Source organism: Microbacterium testaceum (genome assembly GCF_006539145.1).
Classification (GTDB): domain Bacteria; phylum Actinomycetota; class Actinomycetes; order Actinomycetales; family Microbacteriaceae; genus Microbacterium; species Microbacterium testaceum.
Window position 1 is genome coordinate 467,659 of sequence record NZ_BJML01000001.1, and the last position, 17,591, is coordinate 485,249.

Sequence of the window (17,591 nt, forward strand, 5' to 3'; positions counted from 1 at the left end):
TGCACCGCCCGAGCGATCGGGCGGTGCACTCGCGGTCGTGGGTCAGACCTGGTCGGGGCTGGGTGCGTCGATCGCGGCGCGCTGCGGACCGCCGACCTTGAGGGCCGCGAGACGGGCCTCGACCTCGGTGAGCTCTCCAACGTCTTCGAGGGCGTTGAACTGCGCATCGATGCTCGAGGCCGCGAGCTCCTGCTTGCCGGCGGCGAGGGCCTCCTGGCGGCGGATCTTGTCTTCGAAGCGGCCGAGCTCGCTCGTCGGGTCGAGCACGTCGATCGACTTGACGGCGTCGTGCACCTTGTTCTGCGCCTCGGCGACCTTGGCGCGAGCGGTGAGCTCGTTGCGCTTGGCCTTGAGCTGCTCCAGCTTGGTCTTCATGCCGTTCAGGCCGTCTTTGAGCTTGTCGACGACCTCGGTCTGCGCGGCGATGGTGGGAGCGGCGGCCTTGGCTTCTCCCTCGGCGGTGATCTGACGCTGGAGGGCGATCTTGGCGAGGTTGTCGAACTTGTCGGCTTCGCTCAGGTTGCCGCCGGCGCGCAGTTCGTCGCCCTTGCGGCTGGCGGCGAGGGCCTTGTTGCCCCACTCGGCCGCCGCCTGGACGTCTTCCTGGTGGTCGCGCTCGAGCAGACGGAGGTTTCCGATCGTCTCGGCGATGGCCGACTCGGCATCGGCGATCGAGTTCGAGTAGTCGCGGACGAGCTGGTCGAGCATCTTCTGCGGGTCCTCGGCCTGGTCGAGGAGCGCGTTGACGTTCGCGCGGACGAGGGTCTGGATGCGACCGAAGATGGACTGCTTGGCCATGCGGGGTGTTCCTTCCTGAGGGCGACGGTGTCGAGTCTGGTGGCGGATTCTACGAATTGTCTGTGATGGCACGGCGAGGCCGCGAGGGGTGGACTAGCGGCGCGACCCCCGTCCACCGCCGGCGCGGCTGCGACCGCCACCCGAAAAGCCGCCGCCGCCCCCGCTGCGCGAGCGGCCGCCGCCGGAGAACCCGCCGCCGAACCCGCCGCCGCGCGAGCGCCCACCGCCGAGGATGGCGTTCACGGCGATGCCGCCGAGGATCGCGCCCATCATGTCGCCGCCGCCCCCGCCGGCTCCGCCGCCGAAGGCCCCGACGTCGCTCTGCGCGGCGGAGTCGGCGTCTGCCGCGAGCTGAGCCGCGCGCTGGGCGGCGGCGAGGGCTGCGGCGGGGTCGGCGGTACGCAGCTGCTCGGCCTGTACGAGGGCCGCGCCCGCCTCGGCGAGACGCGTGCGTGCCGTCGCTCCGACGGCTCCCCTGCGTGCGGAGATGAAATCCTCGGTCGCGCGCACTTGTGCGCGCGCCTGGACCAGCGTCGTGTCGAGCTGGCTTTCGGCGCGGCGACGATGCTCGGCCGCGTCGCGGGCCTCGTCGAGCACCGCGTCGATCGTGGCGTTCGCCTGCTGCAGCGTCTGGACCGCCCGCATCGGGTTGGGACGCGGGGTCGAGAGCGCGCCGCGCGCGTCGTCGAGCTGCGACCGGGCGGAGGCCGCCGCGGCCGCGATGCGTCCCTCGGGATCGGGCAATCGAGAAGCCGCGGCGAGGTCGCCCTCGATCTCTGCGACGAGAGCCGAGGCGCGCTGCTGTGCCTCGGCCAGGGCCGATTCCAGTGCACTCACCGCTCGCTCGAGGGTGTCGGCCTGGGCCACGCCCGCCTGGGCGGCACGGATCGCGACCGCCGCTTCTCCGGTGCGCCCCGCGGCGAGAGCCGCCTCGGCGGCCGCCTCTTGGGTGCTCGCCAGCTCGAGGCGGGCTCGGGCCTGGGCCGGGTTGTCGGCGACGGTGGAGAGTGCGTCGTCGCTGAAGCGCCCGGTCAGGCGCGCGAGCCCGGCCTCCGCCGCGCTGAGGGCCTCGGCGATCGTCGCGTGCTGCCGGCGGGTCGCGGCGAGGGCTCCCGGCGCATCGGCCTCGAGGGCGCGCAACTCGTCGAAGGCGGCGGCCTTGGCATCCAGAGCCTCGTCGGCGTCGGCGCACAGCCGCAGGATCTCCATGTAGTCCGCGCGCTGCTGCTCGGGGGTCTCGGGAGTGCCGTCGTCGAGTTGCTGCTGGATCGAGAACGCGCGGTCGAGGTCGGCCTGGGCCTGGGCGAGCGCTTCGCCGAAGGGCGCCGCTGCCTCGTCACCGAACTGCGCGCGGGCGAAACCGAGCTCCTGCTCGCTCGTCTTGACGGCGTCGTCCGTGGCCACGAGAGAGGAACCGGCGCGACGGGAGAGGTCGTCGATGCTCTCCGACGGGGTATCGCCCGCTCCGGACGTCGCCGCGCGCCGACGCCGACGCACGGCCAGCCAGACGAGGGCGGCGGCGATCGCGAGCAGCAGGATGCCCACGATCACGATGGGCACGAGGGGCGGACCGCTCTGCGTGGCGGGAGTCGGGGGAGGGTTCGGCATGTTGCCGCCCGCCTTGGCATGCGCGGTGCGCAGGCCGTCGGCCGCGGCGACCGCCGCGCCCGCGTCGTCGCCCGCCGTGAGCGCCGGTTGCACCCGGTCCTGCTCGATCGAGCTGAGCTGGGCCGCCGAGATGCCGCCCGCATCGACGTCGCCCGAGAGGTAGTACTCGAAGCTGTCGCCTTCGATGGCCACCGCCAGCAGGTATTGGTTGGGCCCGAGCCGATTGCGGTTGGCGGTCTCGTTCGCCCAGTCGTCGGCGCCGGTGGGCTCTTCGAAGCCGTCGACGTAGACGACCCACAGATCCAGTCCCGTCTGCTCCGACAGCGTCACCAGGCGCCTCTGGACATCGGCCTCTTGCGCGTCTGTCAGCACGTTCGCCTGGTCGAGGACATAGCTCGAGCCGAGGGTGGGCGGGGGGATCGCCGCAGCGCTGAGGGGGGCGACCAGGACTCCGACGAACGCGAGCACCAGCACCGCGATCGTGTGCAGCACGGTCGGCTTTCGCATGCAGTCCCCTTCGGTTGCCGGATGCCTCCACCCTATAAACGACCGCCGACACCGGGGGAGGAGCGGCGCGTCCGCTGTGAGCGCACGCGAGCGCCGCCTAGGCTCGGACGCTCGGAGGTACACCATGGACGACCGCTACGGAACGGACGTGCTCGCCCGCGGGTGGCGCGAGGCCGGACGCATCGTGCCCGCCGAGGTCGCGGCATCCGCTGATCTCGTCGTCGAGATCGCGGGCGACGGCTTCGTCGGTGCGGTGACCCGCATCGACGGCATGAACGTCGAGCTGGAGGACCGCTTCGGCAGACGTCGCCTGTTCCCGCTCGGCGGAGGATTCCTCGTCGACGGCAAGCCCGTGGTGCTGAAAGCCCCCGCCGCCGCAGCGAAGGGGCGCACCCGCACGGCATCCGGGTCGTTCGCCGTCGCCGACCAGCGCGCCCGCACGGCCCGCGCCAGCCGCATCTTCGTCGAGGGAAAGCACGATGCCGAACTCGTCGAGAAGGTCTGGGGCGCCGACCTGCGCGCCGAGGGAGTCGTGGTCGAGTTCCTCGAGGGGGTCGACCTCCTCGAGCAGGCGCTGGATGCCGAGCCCCCCACCGCCGAGCGCCGATACGGGGTGCTCGTGGACCATCTCGTGCCGAACTCCAAGGAGTCGCGCATCGCCGAGAAGATCGCGCGTGGCCGTCATGGCGCGCACGTGCGCATCGTCGGCCACCCCTTCGTCGACGTGTGGCAGTGCGTCACCCCCCGCGCTCTGGGGATCACCGCGTGGCCCGAGGTGCCGCGCGGCATCGAATGGAAGGTCGGCGTCTGCCGGGCGCTCGGCTGGCCCGCCGATGAGCAGGCCGATACCGCCCGCGCCTGGCAGCACATCCTGTCGAAGGTCACCACGTTCCGCGACCTCGAGCCGGCCCTGCTCGGCCGCGTCGAGGAACTCATCGATTTCGTGACCGTCCCGTGAGCGGCCGCAAGGTGCCCGTGCGGCACACGCCCGAGGGGCAGCCGAATAACCTGGATGCCATGGACTCCACCCCCGTCTTCCGTGACAAGCCGGTGTCCTTCGTCCGCCGCAGCGGCCGCATGTCCGAGGCGCAGGACCGCGCGTGGGCCGAGCTCTCGCCGTTCTATCTGCTCCCTGTCGAGCGCGCCGCAGCCACGACCAGCGTGAAGGCGGGTACCGCGATCGACCCGGCCGAGGTCTACGGACGCACGGCCCGCCTCGTGGTCGAGATCGGCTCCGGTCAGGGCCACCAGATCGTCTCTGCCGCAGCGGCCGACTCCGACAGCGACTTCCTCGCCGTCGAGGTGTTCACCGCCGGTCTCGCCCGCACCATGCTCGACGCCGACCGCGAGGGCGTGAAGAACCTGCGCCTGGTCGAGGCCAACGCCCCCGAGGCTCTCGAGCACCTGCTCCCGCCGGCATCCGTCGACGAGCTCTGGGTCTTCTTCCCCGATCCCTGGCACAAGAACAAGCACACCAAGCGTCGCCTCGTCGCCCCCGACTTCGCGCGTATCGCCGCCCAGGCCCTGCGTCCCGGGGGCACCCTGCGCCTCGCGACGGACTGGCAGGACTACGCCGATCAGATGCGCGACGTTCTCGACGCAGCGCCCGGCTTCGAGCGCGCGTTCGCGGGGGAGTGGGCAGAGCGCTTCGACGGCCGCGTGCTCACCGCCTTCGAGCGCAAGGGGCTGCGCGTCGGCCGCGACATCCGCGACCTGAGCTACACGCGGGTCTCGCCGTGACCGCGCACACCGCGGTGCCGGTCCGCGAGCGTTCCACCTGGACGCCCAAGCTCGTCCCGGCGCTGTTGGTGTGCCTCGCTGCGCCGGCGCTGTTCGTCGTCCAGGTCGTCTGGCTCGGGTGGGTTCTGCTCGCCCTCGCCGTGGCATCCGGGATTCTCGTCGATCGTCGCCTGGGCGTTCCCGTCTCGCGCGGCGGGGAACCGAGCATCGCCCGCGACGTCTCGCTCGTCGCGATCGGCCAGTTCATCGTCAGCCTGATTCCTCTGCACGCCGAGCTCGACAACGCCGCCTTCGTGCGCTTCACGCTCGCTCTCGGCGGCGCGGTCGTGGTGCCGTACGTGATCTCGCGCTTCGTCTACCGCGACAACGCGATCCGTTTCCCCTGGCGCGGCGGCGGGCGATGGACCTGGTGGCAGTGGGCGTGGCTCGGCGGAGTCATCGTGCTCGGCTACCTCATCCTGCCGTTCTACTTCATCACCTCGGGGGTGTATCGCAACTGGCCTGAGGTCGTCACCCCCGAGCTCATCGCACGCCTGTTCGTGGGCGTCGGCGCCGTCGGCATCTGGGACGAGCTCTTCTTCATCTGCACGGTCTTCGTGCTGCTGCGTCGGCATTTCCCCGACCTCACCGCCAACCTGTTGCAGGCGGTCGTGTTCGTGTCGTTCCTCTGGGAACTCGGATATCAGGCGTGGGGGCCGCTGCTGACGATCCCCTTCGCGATCGTGCAGGGCTTCCTCTTCCTGAAGACGCGCTCGCTCTGGTACGTCGTGACGGTGCATCTGCTCTTCGACGCCGTGGTCTTCGGCGTCCTCGTCCACGCCCACAATCCCGGGTCGGCATCCATCTTCCTGATCTGACCCCGGACGCCGGCCCCCCGGCTCCCCGCTCCGCCCCACGCAAACCCCTCCGGCTCTCCACCCCGCGCAAACCCTCCGGCGCTCCGCCCCACGCCCCGGTACCCGACCCGCACGCATAAACGCGATCGGCGCGCATAAACGCGAGCAGCGCGTGTTTCTGCGCGCGGAAAGCGTTTATGCGTGGCTCGAGCGAGGGGATGCCGCGGTGCCCGGGTCCTGCCCAGGTCGGGTCACTATCCTGGGGACCGGACGCCCTCCGCGTCCCCGGACGAGGGATCAGTACCCGGACTGCGACAAGACTGGCCAAGGAGCACTGCCATGTCGTGGATCGTCCTCATCCTGTCCGGAATCCTCGAGGCCGTCTGGGCCACCGCCCTCGGTCGTACCGAGGGTTTCACCAAGCTCTGGCCGAGCGTGATCTTCGGCGTCGCGCTCGTGGCGTCCATGGGCGGCCTCGCCTTCGCGATGCGCGAGATCCCCACGGGTACCGCCTACGCGGTGTGGGTCGGGATCGGCGCAGCGCTGACGATCGTGGTCGCGATGGTCAGCGGGACCGAGACCGTCTCGGTGGTCAAGGTGCTGCTCGTGCTGGGCCTGGTGGGATGCGTGGTCGGTCTGAAGCTCGTGGGCGACAGTCACTGACCAGGTCATTTTCCGAAAGTCAACCGGATGGAACGCACGGTTTCATCCGGTACCATCCTCTCCAACTGCACTTGTCCGGGCCAGACACCGTCGTCACTCGCCCACATCTTCCCCTGTGAAAGGTTCCGAGTGAGCGCACCGCCGAGCGAGCTTGTCTCCCCGACGCGTCCGTCGCGCGTCATCGCACGACCGAGTCGTCTCGACCGTCTGCGCGATTCGCGCCTCGGTCGCTCCTTGCGCCAGTACGGTCACGACGTCCTTCGCAAGCCCGAGGGCATCGTCCCGATCGAGCGCGGCGCGTTCACCAAGGTCCTGATCCTGTGGGCCATCGCCCGCGTGGTCAACTTCGGCATGCTGTGGGGCTTCTATTCGATCGCCAAGGCCGCCCGCTGGGGCTTCGGTCCCGACAGCGAGCGACTCGGTACGTTCTTCGACTACCTCACCGGGTGGGATGCCGACCGCTACGGTCAGATCGCCGCGCAGGGGTACCCGATGTCGCTGCCGATGAACGTGTCGGGCGACATCCTTCCCAACAACTGGGCCTTCCTCCCGGTGTTCCCCACCCTGGTCCGCGTGATCTCGGGCGCCACCGGGCTCGGCTGGCAGCCGATCGCCGTGCTGCTGAGCCTCGGGGCCAGCCTGGGCGCCACCTGGCTGCTGTTCGTGCTGATGCGCACGGTCACCAAGCCGCAGCCGGCGTGGTGGGCCGTCGTCTTCTTCTCCTTCGCCCCGATGTCGTTCCTCTTCGTGATCGGCTACAGCGAGGGACTGTTCATGCTGTTGATGTTCGCGGGCATGCTGCTCGCGATCAAACGGCGGTACCTGTGGATCCTGCCGATCGGCCTCATCACGGCCTATACCCGTCCGGGTGTTCTGGCCCTGGGCCTGGCTCTCGGCATCGTGTTCCTCGTGCGCTTCTTCCGTCGCAAGGTCGATCCCTTCCCGATGCGCGAGTGGCTCTCTCTCATGGCATCCGGACTCGTCATCGCGGTGGCGGGTCTGTCGTGGAACCACATCGCGCAGTACGTCACGGGTACGCACAACGCCTACATCCGCACCGAACTCGGCTGGTGGCTCGACTACGTCGGCAACGACGAGTTCACCCCCTTCACCCCGTGGTTCCGCCAGGCGGGTACGCACCTGGGCGTCGTCGGCATCATCCTCGTCCTCGCGCTGATCGTCGCCTTCGCGGCGCTGATGTGGTCGCGCCCCGTCCGCAAGCTCGGCCTGATGGTCGTGGCCTACGGATTCAGCTACGGCGTCTACATCTTCGCGGTGTTCCTCCCGCAGCAGAGCACGTTCCGCCTGCTCATGCCGATGGCACCCCTGCTCGGTGACGATCGGTGGTCGTCGACCCCGCGTCGGCGCACGGCGATCCTGATCGGATGCCTCGTGCTCCAGGCCGTCGCGATCCTGCTGCTGTGGACGCGCGGCAACCCGTGATCCGGGAGTGACACGACGAGAGGGGCGACGCCGAACGGCGCCGCCCCTCTCGTCGTTCCGGGGTCAGTCGGGCTCGCCGCCGGGTTCGACGGCGTCGACCACATCCTGCTCGGCGGCGTTGTCGGCATCCAGCTCCGCCGATCCGGCGGCGTCTTCCTCGGTGCGGTCGAGGGCGCCCGTCGAGGAGTCCGAGGCGCTGGCGGGCGCCGGCGCAGTCTCGGGCGGGAGGGGGATGGTGGGCTCCGCGGGCGTCGGTGCGGTCGGTTCGGCGGGGTTCGGGGCCATCGGCTCCGAGGGCGTGGGCCGCGAAGGGTCGGACGGGGTCTGGGGGAAGGTCGGCGTGCTCATGCCTCGACTCTCCGCGCCGCCCGCATCCTGTGCGAGCCCCTTCCCCAACCGGCCGCCTCGGTGTACCTGAGCGGGGTTAGGCTTTTGACGGGGCTTCGACGACAAGGGGACGATGTGTCCACGGCACACGACGTGACTCGGCGAGACGCCATCGCGCAGTACCAGCTGTTGGGCGGACCCGCCGAACCCGACCTGCAGGGGCTCGTCGAACTCGCGGCGACGGTGTGCAATGTGCCCACCGCCGTCATCAACATCATCGACGACCGCATGCAGCACCAGGTCGCCGCCGTGGGTATCCAGGCCGCTTCGTGCGCCCGCGAGGACTCCATGTGCGCCGCCGTCATCAGTACCCCGGCGCGCGTCGTGGTACCCGATGCCCGCCTCGACCCCCGCTTCGCCGAGAACGCCTTCGTGACCGGCGAGATCGCGCTCACGCGCTTCTACGCCTCCAGCCCCCTCATCACCCCCTCGGGGATCGCGATCGGCACGCTCTGCGTCTTCGACACCGAGGTCGGCGATCTCTCGGATGCCAGCAGCCGAGCCCTCGACCTGCTCGCGCACCAGGTGATCGATGTCCTCGAACTGCGTCGTGTCCAGCGCGACCTGCTCGACTCCAACGCACAGCTGGAAAGCTTCGCCGCGCAGGTCAGCCACGATCTGCGAAACCCGCTCACCGCCCTGACCGGCTTCCTCGAGCTCGCGGCCGACAGCCCCGAGATGGCCGACGCCCCCCGCGCGGCGCGGTCCCTCGCGCGGGCGGAGGCCGCGGCCGGGCGGATGACGTCGATGGTCACCGATCTGCTCGACTTCGCCCGTATGGGGGGAGCCCGTCCGTACATGACCCGGGTCGACGTGGGCGACACCGTCGACGCCGTGCTCGAAGACCTCGACGGTGCGCTCGTGGACACCGGGGCCGAGGTGACGGTGGAGACGTCGACCTTCGTGCGCGCCGACGACACCCTCCTGCGCGTCCTCCTGCAGAACCTCATCGCCAACGCCGTGAAGTTCACCGTCGCCGCCGAGAAGGTGCCCCGTATCACGGTGAGCGTCGAGACTCTTCCGGACGGGTGGCGCGTCACCGTCGACGACAACGGGGACGCGATCGATCCCGACCTGCGCGAGCGCGTTTTCGAACCCATGCAGCGCGGTCACAGCGGTGAGGTTCCGGGAATCGGCATCGGTCTCGCAACGTGTCGACGCATCGTCGAGGCGCACCGCGGCACGATCGGTCTGGACGCCTCCCCGGCCGGGGGCACGCGCGCCTGGTTCGTCCTCCCGACAGCCGGTTGATCGCTACCGGGCGACGTACCGGGACGCAACCTCCATGATGGGCATCCGGGAAGAGCCGTAGCGTGGGCGGTGTCGATGGGGTTCGTCTCGTCTCCGTCCCCCACCCGGACCGCGAGGAGGAACGCGCCATGGCACGCAACGTGCGCCTTATGCACTGCACGCCCGACGATGTCTTCCGGGTGCTCGCGAACGGCTGGCTGTACCCCCTGTGGGTGGTCGGCACCTCCCGCATGCGCGACGTCGACGAATCCTGGCCCGCCGAGGGGGCGACGCTGCACCACTCCTTCGGGTCATGGCCTGCGGTCATCGACGACACCACCGTGATGCGCGAGTGGGATCCGCCGCGGCGCGCCGTGCTGGAGCCGCACGGCGGCCCCATCGGCGTCGCTCGCGTCGCGATCGATGTGAAAGCCCGCGGTGACCGCTGCGTCGTCCGCATCCAAGAAGAACCCGTCACGGGCCCCACGAGACTCCTGCCCGACACGGTGTTCGACGCGATCACGCGCTACCGCAACGCCGAGACCCTGCACCGCCTGGCCTACCTGGCCGAGGGGGGAGCGCCCGGAACGACGGGCGGGTCTTCGGCGCTCGGCCACGAATCCACCGCCGAGAAGGAGCCGATCGACCGATGAGCGAGAGCTACGACGCGATCATCGTCGGTTCCGGTCCGAACGGGCTCGCCGCGGCCGTCACCCTGGCCCGGTCGGGGCTCGCGGTCGCCGTATACGAGAAGTCCGACACCTTCGGCGGTGCCGCCTCGACCGCCGAGCTCACCCTCCCCGGGTTCCGGCACGATGTCGGATCGGCGGTGCACCCGCTCGCGCTGGAGTCGTGGTTCTTCCGAGAGTTCGGCCTTGATCGCCGTATCCCTCTCGTCGTCCCCGAGGTCTCCTACGCCCACCCCCTCGACGGCGGGCGCGCAGGACTGGCATTTCGTGATCTCACGCGTGCGGCCGAGGGACTCGGCGTCGACGGTCCGGCGTACGAGCGCCTCATGCGGCCCCTCGTGGACCATCTGCGGGGCGTCGCCGACTTCACGGGCAACGCCCTGCTGCGCGTCCCCGGCGACCCGCTCGCGGCCTTCTTCTTCGGCATCCGCGCTCTCGAACAGGGTGGGCCCTGGTGGAACACGCGCTTTCGTGAGGAGGTCGCGCCCAGCCTCGTCACCGGTGTCTCGGCGCACACGATCCTGCACCAGCCGAGCCTGGCCGCCGGGGGAGCGGGACTGGTGCTCGCCACCTACGGCCACGGCCGCGGGTGGCCGATCCCGATCGGTGGCAGCCAGTCGATCGCCGACGCCATGATCGCCGATATCCACGCCCACGGGGGAGTGCTGCACGCCGGCGTCGAGGTGACCTCCCTCGACGAGCTGCCCCCGGCCCGCGCCGTGCTCCTCGACACGACCCCGCGCTCCCTCATTCGGCTCGCCGGAGATCGGATGCCGGCTTCCTACCGTCGCGTTCTCGAGAGGTTCCGCTACGGGGGCGGCGTCGCCAAGGTCGATTTCGCCCTGTCGGACCCGGTGCCCTGGGCCCATGCCGACGTCGCCCGCGCCGGCACGGTGCACATCGGCGGCACCCGCGCCGAGATCGCAGAGGCCGAGAACGCGGTGGCCCGGGGCGACCTCCCCGACGCCCCTTACGTCTTAGCGGCGCAACCGACGCTGTTCGACTCCACGCGTGCGCCCGAGGGCAAGCACGTGCTGTGGGCCTACACGCACGTTCCGTCGGGGAGTCCCGCCGACCGCGAAGACGCCGTCGTGCGTCAGATCGAGCGTTTCGCCCCGGGGTTCCGCGACACCGTGTTGGCGTCGTCGTCGCGCACGGCCGTCGACATCGCCGCATGGAACCCCAACTTCCCCGGCGGCGACATCTCGGCGGGCGCCCCCACCCTCACTCAGCTCCTGGGTCGCCCGGTCTACAGTCCCGATCCGTGGCGCACGCCGATGAAGGGCGTGTACCTGTGCTCGTCATCGACCAGCCCCGGCCCGGGCGTGCACGGCCTCGCCGGGTGGCAGGCTGCGCTCAGCGCGCTCCGGCACGAGTTCGGCACGCGCCTGCGCCCCGACCTCGCTCCCCGCGACGACCAGCTGTCCACGGCGACCCGGTAGCCGTGCCCGAGGGCGACAGCGTCTACCGACTCCGGAGACACCTCGAGGCCGCGACCCTCGGTGCCCGGGTGCGGGACGGCGAGCTGCGCTCGGGCAACGCGGCCGGACGCTCGCTCGCGGGGGTTCGCATCGACGGTTACGACACCCATGGCAAGCACCTTCTCACCCGATTCGACGACGGGTCCACCCTGCACACTCATCTGCGCATGCAGGGGAGTTGGACGATCACACGAGCAGGGCGTTCTCTCCCCTCCGCGGTGCGCGAGACGGCGCGCGTGCGGCTGCGACTCGATGACGGGAGGGAGATGTGGGGCCTCGATCTCCCCGTCGTGGAACTCGTCCCCACCGTGCTCGAGAGCCGGGCGATCGGACATCTCGGCCCCGACCCGTTGCGCGACGACTGGGATGCCGCGGAGGCGGCGCGTCGACTCTCGATCCGGCCCGACCGGCCCTTCGTCGCGGCTCTGCTGGACCAGACCGCTGTGGCCGGGCTCGGCAACCTGTGGGTGAACGAGCTCGCTTTCCTGCGTGGCATCCACCCTTTCGCGCCCATCGGGATGACCGACCTCGAGGCGCTCGTGGCTCTCGCGGCACGGTGTCTGCGGATCTCGGCGACCGTTCCCGGCATGTACCAGGTCACCACCGGTGACCGTCGGAAAGGTTCCTCGCATTGGGTGACGGGACGCGCGGGGCGTCCGTGCCTGCGCTGCGGAACGCGCGTGAGCGTGCGCGACGAGGTGCAGAACGACCCCGAACAGCGGCGGACGTGGTGGTGTCCGCGGTGCCAGCCCCTGCCCGGAACCGCCGATGTCGGGACCCCCGGGTAGAACGGATCCATGGCCGTCGAACGCGAGAACCTCTTGCGCGTCACCCGCATCTACGCAGAGGAGGCCGCTCTCGAACTCGAGCGCGGCCGCGAGATCATCGCGCGCTGGCCCGAGGCCGACATCGTCCGGATCGCCTCGCACTGGCAGATCCCCGAGGTGCACGGCGACGAGACGAACGTCGCCCGCTGGGTGCGCATCAAGACCGAGGCGCTCGTGTTGGGCCTCAAGAAGAGTGTGGCGACGCGGGTCAACGGGCGCTCCGCCGACTTCATCGCGCCCTCGCTCTCCAATGGGTGCGCGATGGCCTGCAGCTATTGCTACGTACCGAGACGCAAGGGCTACAGCAACCCGATCACGGTCTTCGCCAACATCGAGCAGATCACCAGGCACCTCGCGCGGCACGTCGCGGCGCGCGGCCCCAAGTCCGAGCCGAACCAGTGCGATCCCGAGGCATGGGTGTACGACATCGGCGAGAACGGCGATTGCTCCGTCGATGCGTTGATCAGCGAGAACGTGCGCGACGTCTGCGATCTGTTCCGCATGACACCCACGGCCAAGGCATCGTTCGCGACGAAGTTCGTCAACCGCGACCTGCTCGAGTGGGATCCGGCGGGGCGCACGCGCATCCGCTTCTCGCTCATGCCGGCGACGACGGCGAGGGTCACCGATCTGCGCACCTCGCCGATGGCCGATCGGATCGCGGCGATCAACGATTTCGTGGATGCCGGGTATGAAGTGCACGTCAACTTCTCGCCGGTCATCCTCACCCCGACGTGGCTCGCCGACTGGGCAGAACTGTTCGATCAGCTCGACGCCGCCCTCCACGCCCGGGCGAAGGCGCAATTGGCGTGCGAGGTGATCTTCCTCACTCACAACGAGGGTCTCCACGAGGTCAACCTCGGGTGGCATCCGAAGGGGGAAGAACTGCTGTGGACTCCCGCCGTCCAAGAGGAGAAGAGGTCGCAGAACGGGGCGGTCAACGTGCGATACCGTCATCCGCTCAAGGCGCAGGCGGTGGCCGCTCTGGGCGACCTCATCGCGCTCAAGCTCCCGTACTGCCGGGTGCGTTACGCGTTCTGAGGCTCAGCTGATCTCGCCGGTGGGTGATCCCTCGGTCGTGGACGCCTCGTCGGCGTCCTGCTGGGCCGCGGCGCCCTCTTCGGGAGACTCGCTTCCCGCTCCCGGGGAGTCGTGACCGGGGGCATCGTCCGCGCGTGCATCGCGATTCGTCATGTTCATCCTCTTCGTCGTCGTTGTGGAGCGACGGTGTCACGGACCACCGTCCGTGTCCAGGGGGTGGACGCTCTCACAGGGGACGAACGCCGAAGCGCTCGGTGAAGTCTGCGCTCGCGGCATCCTCGAAGTCGTCTGCTTCGTCGCGAAGCTCGATGTCGCCCACGACGATCAGAGGTACGGCGCCAAGGCGCCGGCGGTCAACGCGAGGGCGAGGGTCGTGCCACCCACGCCGGTGGCGGTGAGCACGGTCGCCCGCTCGAATCTGCTACGGCGCGAGACGTTCGCCGGGTGAGTGGTCGAACGAACCGACGCCTTGGCCGTGTGGAGGGTGTCGTATCGGCCGACCGGTACGCCGTGCGCATCACGGGAGACGAACCCACCCGCGACCTGGTCGACGCAGCCGAAGTACTCGCCGCCGCGGTGCGCGACCCAGAAGCCGGTGTCGACCTTCGCCCACAGCACGCGGGCCGCGGCCAGGGGAGCGGGGGAGAGGGAGGTCGGGGTCGTCATGTCACGCCGCCGCGGAAAGGGTGCGACGGGCGGGGGCGGTGGTGCGGACCGTCTGCGGACGCTGCGCACTGTCGATCGCAGGGATCTCGACGTTCAGGTCGACGACGAGACCGGCCGAAGAATTGGCCATATCGGCCATGGTCTTCAGCACGGTGGAATTGAGGGTCTCAGGCTCGGCGGAGTCGAAGACGAAGCGGAGAGGGATGGCGGGCTGCAGCCACAGCGTGGAGCGGCCCGGAGTGCCGTCTACGTGCGTCCAGCTGAGCGTGAAGCTCTCGCTCCGTCGAAGCTTGGTGGCCGTGACGACCTTGATGTGGGAGAGCAGACGATCTGGAATCTGGATCGATTCGGTCGTGGTGCCGTAGAACAGGTGGCCCATGGGGTACTCCCTTCGAAAGCGATTAGCTGTCCTTAGAACATACTCGACTAGTAACTAGTTTGTCTAACTATTATTTTCGACGTATAGTTCTCGGAAGAGCGGGAGGAGTGTGCCATGACCGATGTCGGATCCACGTCTCTTCGCTCCGCGCCCGCCGAGTCCACCGAAGAGGTGGCGTACTGGTACGGCGGCGAGCCGTCGGACCGCCGCCAGCGCAGCAAGGCCGTCCTCGAAGCGCTGCGGATCTACCGCGCGGCCGAGGTCGCCATGCGTCGCCGTACTCGCGACTCGATGTCGATGGGAGAGAACGAGCTCCTCGTTCTGCGGTACCTGCTGCGCGACTCGGCCCGCCGTGTCAAACCGGGGGAGCTCACGCGCTATCTCGGTCTGTCCACCGCCTCCACGACGGCGATCCTCGACCGTCTCGAACGATCGGGGCACGTCACGCGCGCAGCGAACCCCGACGACCGGCGCAGCATCTTCATCCAGGCCACCCCCCGCGCGCACGCCGAAGTGCGGCAGACGCTCGGGAACATGCACGATCGCATGCTCGCGGCGGTCATCGACATGACGCCCGAAGAAGCCGCCGCGGTGGTCGCTTTCCTCCGACGTATGAGCGACGCCGTGGACGGCGTGGCGGTCGAGCACCCGGCGGTTGGTTCCCCGTGATCTACGTGCTCGTCGGCGGGCCGCGCGACGGACAGCACGTGGATGACCTGCCTCGCGGCTACCGCCTCTCCCTCAGTGATCCCCAGCCCGAACCCTTCGGAGAGTTCGACACCGTCCGTGCGGTGTGGTTCGAACTCGATGAGGCCATGTTCCGCTCGCCGCAGCGGCGCGACTGAGGCGTATCTCACTCACGCCGGACCGGCAACCCGCCTCGGTTCCTCCCCCGCACCGGCGAAGGTAGGCCTATGCGATGCGTGACCTATGCCGGCGAGACCGTGATCACCACCGACGACGTTGCCGCGTCGTTGATCGAGTTGACCGCGGCGGTGGCGAAAGAGGGTCAGGCCGAAGCCGTCAGCATCCCCATCGTCACCGACGACAAGAAGGTCGCCCAGGCCGAGCTCGTGATCGGTGTCGGCAACGATGTCCTTTCCGCCCCGCTGGAGTGGCACGACGAAGAGCCGGACTTCTCGCACGCCGCCGCAGAGCTCAAGGACCACCGCCTCTTTCCGCGTCCGAATCTTCGGGCGGTCGAGCCCGCGTCGACCTCCGACGAGGAACCCTTCGACTACGACTTCGATCAGCCGACGCAGGCGTGAGCCGACACGGGTGAAATCGTCCCCGCGTGCGGGTGTACGCCCCGGGAGGGCTTGCCGCCGACGCTCGGCATCCGCTAGGTTCTCAAATCCGTGCCGATCGGCACGGTGAGCCGAGGAGAGACGAGACCATGACCGCGAACCGCGATCTGCGTCCGGAGCAGCAGGGAACGTACCTGTTGTTCCCGCTTTCGTCGTACCCTCCGGCGCCGGTCGTCTAGACATCCGTCTTCCCACGCCCCGCACCGTCAGGTCGGGGCGTTTCTCTTTCCACCGGGTGGGGGAGTGCCTCGTCCCGAGGCTCGACTCCGCGCGCGTCAGCGCACCACACGAAGGAAAGGACCCATGCAGAAGCTCACCGAACGTCTCGTGTCGTGGGCGAGCCTGATCGATGACAAGACCATCGACCAGGCCCGTACCTCGTCGCGCATGCCGTTCATCTACCCCCACCTCGCCCTCATGCCCGATGCCCACCTGGGCTTGGGTGCAACGGTCGGGTCGGTCATCCCGACGCTCGGGACGATCATGCCGGCGGCCGTCGGCGTCGACATCGGGTGCGGAATGATCGCCGTCAAGACGCAGTTCCGTGCCGCCGACCTCGCCGGTCGCGATCTCGCAGAGCTGCGGCAGCAGATCGAGCGCGCCATCCCGCTCTCGGCCGGTCGTGACAACCGCAAGATCGTCGCGACCGCCGAGCCGCGGGTGGCCGAGCTCGAGGCGCTCGCCGACGAGGCCGGGTTCGACCCCGCGTCGTACGCCGGTCACTGGCGGCACCAGCTCGGGTCGCTGGGCAGCGGCAACCACTTCATCGAGATCTCGCTCGACGAGAACGACGACGTGTGGATGTTCCTGCACTCCGGCTCGCGCGGCGTCGGCAACCGCATCGCGCAGCACCACATCACGGTGGCGCAGCGGCTCGCGAAGCAGTGGTGGATCGAGCTTCCGCACCCCGATTTGGCCTACCTCGTCGAGGGCACGCCGGAGTTCACTCGGTACATCAGCGAGCTCCGGTGGGCGCAGCATTTCGCCCTGCTCAACCGCGAAGAGATGATGGACCGCGTCGCGAACCAGCTCGGGCGATTCCTCGACGCCCCCGTCGAAGAGCGCGAGCGGATCAACTGCCATCACAACTTCACCGAGTCCGAAAGGCACTTCGGCAAGCAGGTGTGGGTGTCGCGCAAGGGCGCGATCATGGCCGACGCCGGTCGTCCGGGCCTCATCCCGGGGTCGATGGGCACGGCCTCGTACGTCGTCGAGGGCCGGGGCAACCCCGTCGCGTTGAACTCCTCTCCGCACGGCGCGGGTCGGGAGTACTCGCGATCGGCCGCCCGCAAGACCTTCACGCGCGAACAGCTGCGCGAAGCGATGGTGGGGATCGAGTACCGAGACACCGACGCGTTCATCGATGAGATCCCGCAGGCCTACAAGCCGATCGACCGGGTCATGGCCGATGCCGCCGACCTCGTCACGGTGCGGCACACGCTGCGCCAGATCGTCAATGTGAAGGGCGACTGAGACGGATGCCATGGCTGCCACGCCGCAGCCATGGCATCCGCCGTTCGGTCGGGGTGAAATACATCGCTCGGGGGATGCGCGGACGGACGTCGTTTCGCGACGATGGGGAAGAGCTCGCGAAGCCGCGCGGGCGGACACTTCCCCCGGAGTGAAGATTCATGAGCCCTGATCGTGCCCAGACCCTCGACCATCATCCCGACCCCTCCGGCCGGAGCGAACGCCAGAGCACGTGCATTCGCCTCGCTCAGGCCCGCCTGGCGGCTTTCGTGGAGAGCACGGCAGACGACGTCGACGAGACCTCGGACGCGGCCGTGACCGCGCTGCGCTCCGCGGTGTCGTCGGGAGCCGACCTCGACCGCATCTCCGCCGAGCTCGAGGTGAGCACCGGTGCGATTCAGGCGATCGTCGACGGCTCGGTGCCGCTGCGCAGTCTGCATCCCGACGACCGGCTCCGGCCCCGCACCTGACGGGCGTAGTTTCGACGCGGTCGATGTCCCCGCCCTGGGGCCACTCGAC

The 17,591-nt window shown here is 69.4% G+C and carries 21 protein-coding genes and 1 riboswitch; of the genes, 15 read left to right on the forward strand and 6 right to left on the reverse strand.

All coding sequences use genetic code 11. The annotated features are described in order from the left end of the window. Positions 1-42 precede the first annotated feature (42 nt). Positions 43-798 carry a PspA/IM30 family protein gene (locus MTE01_RS02280; protein WP_074694165.1) on the reverse strand — a complete coding sequence of 252 codons (756 nt, stop codon included), beginning with the start codon at positions 796-798 and terminating at the stop codon, positions 43-45. A 93-nt stretch (positions 799-891) separates the two neighbouring features. Then, a complete protein-coding gene (locus tag MTE01_RS02285; protein ID WP_141375487.1) occupies positions 892-2,913 on the reverse strand; it encodes a TPM domain-containing protein in 2,022 nt (673 codons plus the stop codon). 124 nt (positions 2,914-3,037) lie between these two features. Here MTE01_RS02285 and MTE01_RS02290 point away from each other — a divergent pair, with 124 nt between their 5' ends. The 5 genes from MTE01_RS02290 to MTE01_RS02310 all read left to right on the forward strand — a co-directional run bounded on the left by MTE01_RS02290 (position 3,038) and on the right by MTE01_RS02310 (position 7,595). Further along, positions 3,038-3,871 (forward strand): DUF3097 domain-containing protein, encoded by an 834-nt coding sequence (locus tag MTE01_RS02290; protein ID WP_141375488.1) that lies wholly within the window; start codon positions 3,038-3,040, stop codon positions 3,869-3,871. A gap of 59 nt (positions 3,872-3,930) precedes the next feature. Beyond that, positions 3,931-4,653, forward strand: coding sequence for a tRNA (guanosine(46)-N7)-methyltransferase TrmB (gene trmB, locus MTE01_RS02295; protein ID WP_141375489.1), 723 nt, complete (start codon positions 3,931-3,933; stop codon positions 4,651-4,653). Next, the gene (locus tag MTE01_RS02300; RefSeq protein WP_174799626.1) at positions 4,650-5,510 is read left to right on the forward strand and encodes a CPBP family intramembrane glutamic endopeptidase; all 861 of its coding nucleotides are present in this window, start codon (positions 4,650-4,652) and stop codon (positions 5,508-5,510) included. The genes trmB and MTE01_RS02300 overlap by 4 nt, the downstream gene beginning before the upstream one ends. A 243-nt stretch (positions 5,511-5,753) precedes the next feature. Continuing rightward, positions 5,754-5,818, forward strand: a riboswitch (guanidine-III (ykkC-III) riboswitch). 10 nt (positions 5,819-5,828) lie between these two features. Next, on the forward strand, positions 5,829-6,152 hold the full coding sequence (locus MTE01_RS02305; protein WP_103210182.1) for a DMT family transporter: 324 nt from the start codon (positions 5,829-5,831) through the stop codon (positions 6,150-6,152). Positions 6,153-6,281: 129 nt separating this feature from the next. Continuing rightward, positions 6,282-7,595, forward strand: a complete 1,314-nt coding sequence (locus MTE01_RS02310) for a glycosyltransferase family protein (RefSeq protein ID WP_103210184.1) — start codon at positions 6,282-6,284, stop codon at positions 7,593-7,595. 63 nt (positions 7,596-7,658) lie between these two features. Here the strand turns inward: MTE01_RS02310 and MTE01_RS16920 are convergent, their stop codons facing one another. After that, positions 7,659-7,943, reverse strand: coding sequence for a hypothetical protein (locus MTE01_RS16920; protein WP_170210588.1), 285 nt, complete (start codon positions 7,941-7,943; stop codon positions 7,659-7,661). A gap of 132 nt (positions 7,944-8,075) precedes the next feature. On the opposite strand from MTE01_RS16920, the gene MTE01_RS02320 reads away from it, so the two are divergent. The 5 genes from MTE01_RS02320 to MTE01_RS02340 all read left to right on the forward strand — a co-directional run bounded on the left by MTE01_RS02320 (position 8,076) and on the right by MTE01_RS02340 (position 13,250). Further along, the gene (locus MTE01_RS02320; RefSeq protein WP_246077944.1) at positions 8,076-9,233 is read left to right on the forward strand and encodes a sensor histidine kinase; all 1,158 of its coding nucleotides are present in this window, start codon (positions 8,076-8,078) and stop codon (positions 9,231-9,233) included. Positions 9,234-9,361: 128 nt separating this feature from the next. Continuing rightward, a complete protein-coding gene (locus MTE01_RS02325; protein ID WP_116238878.1) occupies positions 9,362-9,865 on the forward strand; it encodes an SRPBCC family protein in 504 nt (167 codons plus the stop codon). Continuing rightward, positions 9,862-11,343 (forward strand): phytoene desaturase family protein, encoded by a 1,482-nt coding sequence (locus MTE01_RS02330; RefSeq protein WP_141375491.1) that lies wholly within the window; start codon positions 9,862-9,864, stop codon positions 11,341-11,343. The genes MTE01_RS02325 and MTE01_RS02330 overlap by 4 nt, the downstream gene beginning before the upstream one ends. Before the next feature lie 2 nt (positions 11,344-11,345). Further along, positions 11,346-12,170, forward strand: coding sequence for a DNA-formamidopyrimidine glycosylase family protein (locus MTE01_RS02335; RefSeq protein WP_141375492.1), 825 nt, complete (start codon positions 11,346-11,348; stop codon positions 12,168-12,170). Between the two features lie 9 nt (positions 12,171-12,179). Next, positions 12,180-13,250: a spore photoproduct lyase family protein gene (locus tag MTE01_RS02340; protein WP_116238452.1), complete on the forward strand. Its 1,071-nt coding sequence runs from the start codon at positions 12,180-12,182 to the stop codon at positions 13,248-13,250. Between the two features lie 3 nt (positions 13,251-13,253). On the opposite strand, the gene MTE01_RS16925 is transcribed toward MTE01_RS02340, so the two are convergent. The 3 genes from MTE01_RS16925 to MTE01_RS02350 form a co-directional block, all read right to left on the reverse strand. Continuing rightward, on the reverse strand, positions 13,254-13,403 hold the full coding sequence (locus tag MTE01_RS16925) for a hypothetical protein (RefSeq protein ID WP_170210589.1): 150 nt from the start codon (positions 13,401-13,403) through the stop codon (positions 13,254-13,256). Positions 13,404-13,574: 171 nt separating this feature from the next. Further along, a complete protein-coding gene (locus tag MTE01_RS02345; RefSeq protein WP_141375493.1) occupies positions 13,575-13,916 on the reverse strand; it encodes a hypothetical protein in 342 nt (113 codons plus the stop codon). Between the two features lies 1 nt (position 13,917). After that, complete coding sequence (locus MTE01_RS02350) at positions 13,918-14,295, reverse strand: DUF7882 family protein (RefSeq protein WP_116238451.1); 378 nt, start codon at positions 14,293-14,295, stop codon at positions 13,918-13,920. Between the two features lie 114 nt (positions 14,296-14,409). Here MTE01_RS02350 and MTE01_RS02355 point away from each other — a divergent pair, with 114 nt between their 5' ends. The 5 genes from MTE01_RS02355 to MTE01_RS02370 all read left to right on the forward strand — a co-directional run bounded on the left by MTE01_RS02355 (position 14,410) and on the right by MTE01_RS02370 (position 17,542). Further along, entirely contained in the window at positions 14,410-14,964 is a 555-nt protein-coding gene (locus tag MTE01_RS02355) for a MarR family winged helix-turn-helix transcriptional regulator (RefSeq protein WP_103210201.1), read from the forward strand. A 38-nt stretch (positions 14,965-15,002) separates the two neighbouring features. Further along, on the forward strand, positions 15,003-15,140 hold the full coding sequence (locus MTE01_RS16930; protein ID WP_170210590.1) for a hypothetical protein: 138 nt from the start codon (positions 15,003-15,005) through the stop codon (positions 15,138-15,140). A gap of 69 nt (positions 15,141-15,209) precedes the next feature. Then, positions 15,210-15,563, forward strand: coding sequence for a hypothetical protein (locus MTE01_RS02360; RefSeq protein ID WP_246077945.1), 354 nt, complete (start codon positions 15,210-15,212; stop codon positions 15,561-15,563). Between the two features lie 342 nt (positions 15,564-15,905). After that, on the forward strand, positions 15,906-17,075 hold the full coding sequence (locus MTE01_RS02365; protein WP_141375494.1) for an RtcB family protein: 1,170 nt from the start codon (positions 15,906-15,908) through the stop codon (positions 17,073-17,075). A 158-nt stretch (positions 17,076-17,233) separates the two neighbouring features. Beyond that, positions 17,234-17,542 (forward strand): hypothetical protein, encoded by a 309-nt coding sequence (locus MTE01_RS02370; protein WP_141375495.1) that lies wholly within the window; start codon positions 17,234-17,236, stop codon positions 17,540-17,542. Positions 17,543-17,591 lie beyond the last annotated feature (49 nt).

Excerpts from the sequence above, each read along its gene's own strand:
- MTE01_RS02280 (WP_074694165.1), bottom strand. The coding sequence starts at position 798 with ATGGCCAAGCAGTCCATCTTCGGTCGCATCCAGACCCTCGTCCGCGCG.
- MTE01_RS02285 (WP_141375487.1), bottom strand. The coding sequence starts at position 2,913 with ATGCGAAAGCCGACCGTGCTGCACACGATCGCGGTGCTGGTGCTCGCG.
- MTE01_RS02290 (WP_141375488.1), top strand. The coding sequence starts at position 3,038 with ATGGACGACCGCTACGGAACGGACGTGCTCGCCCGCGGGTGGCGCGAG.
- trmB (WP_141375489.1), top strand. The coding sequence starts at position 3,931 with ATGGACTCCACCCCCGTCTTCCGTGACAAGCCGGTGTCCTTCGTCCGC.
- MTE01_RS02305 (WP_103210182.1), top strand. The coding sequence starts at position 5,829 with ATGTCGTGGATCGTCCTCATCCTGTCCGGAATCCTCGAGGCCGTCTGG.
- MTE01_RS16920 (WP_170210588.1), bottom strand. The coding sequence starts at position 7,943 with ATGAGCACGCCGACCTTCCCCCAGACCCCGTCCGACCCTTCGCGGCCC.
- MTE01_RS02325 (WP_116238878.1), top strand. The coding sequence starts at position 9,362 with ATGGCACGCAACGTGCGCCTTATGCACTGCACGCCCGACGATGTCTTC.
- MTE01_RS02330 (WP_141375491.1), top strand. The coding sequence starts at position 9,862 with ATGAGCGAGAGCTACGACGCGATCATCGTCGGTTCCGGTCCGAACGGG.
- MTE01_RS02340 (WP_116238452.1), top strand. The coding sequence starts at position 12,180 with ATGGCCGTCGAACGCGAGAACCTCTTGCGCGTCACCCGCATCTACGCA.
- MTE01_RS16925 (WP_170210589.1), bottom strand. The coding sequence starts at position 13,403 with ATGACGAATCGCGATGCACGCGCGGACGATGCCCCCGGTCACGACTCC.
- MTE01_RS02345 (WP_141375493.1), bottom strand. The coding sequence starts at position 13,916 with ATGACGACCCCGACCTCCCTCTCCCCCGCTCCCCTGGCCGCGGCCCGC.
- MTE01_RS02350 (WP_116238451.1), bottom strand. The coding sequence starts at position 14,295 with ATGGGCCACCTGTTCTACGGCACCACGACCGAATCGATCCAGATTCCA.
- MTE01_RS02355 (WP_103210201.1), top strand. The coding sequence starts at position 14,410 with ATGACCGATGTCGGATCCACGTCTCTTCGCTCCGCGCCCGCCGAGTCC.
- MTE01_RS02360 (WP_246077945.1), top strand. The coding sequence starts at position 15,210 with ATGCGATGCGTGACCTATGCCGGCGAGACCGTGATCACCACCGACGAC.
- MTE01_RS02365 (WP_141375494.1), top strand. The coding sequence starts at position 15,906 with ATGCAGAAGCTCACCGAACGTCTCGTGTCGTGGGCGAGCCTGATCGAT.
- MTE01_RS02370 (WP_141375495.1), top strand. The coding sequence starts at position 17,234 with ATGAGCCCTGATCGTGCCCAGACCCTCGACCATCATCCCGACCCCTCC.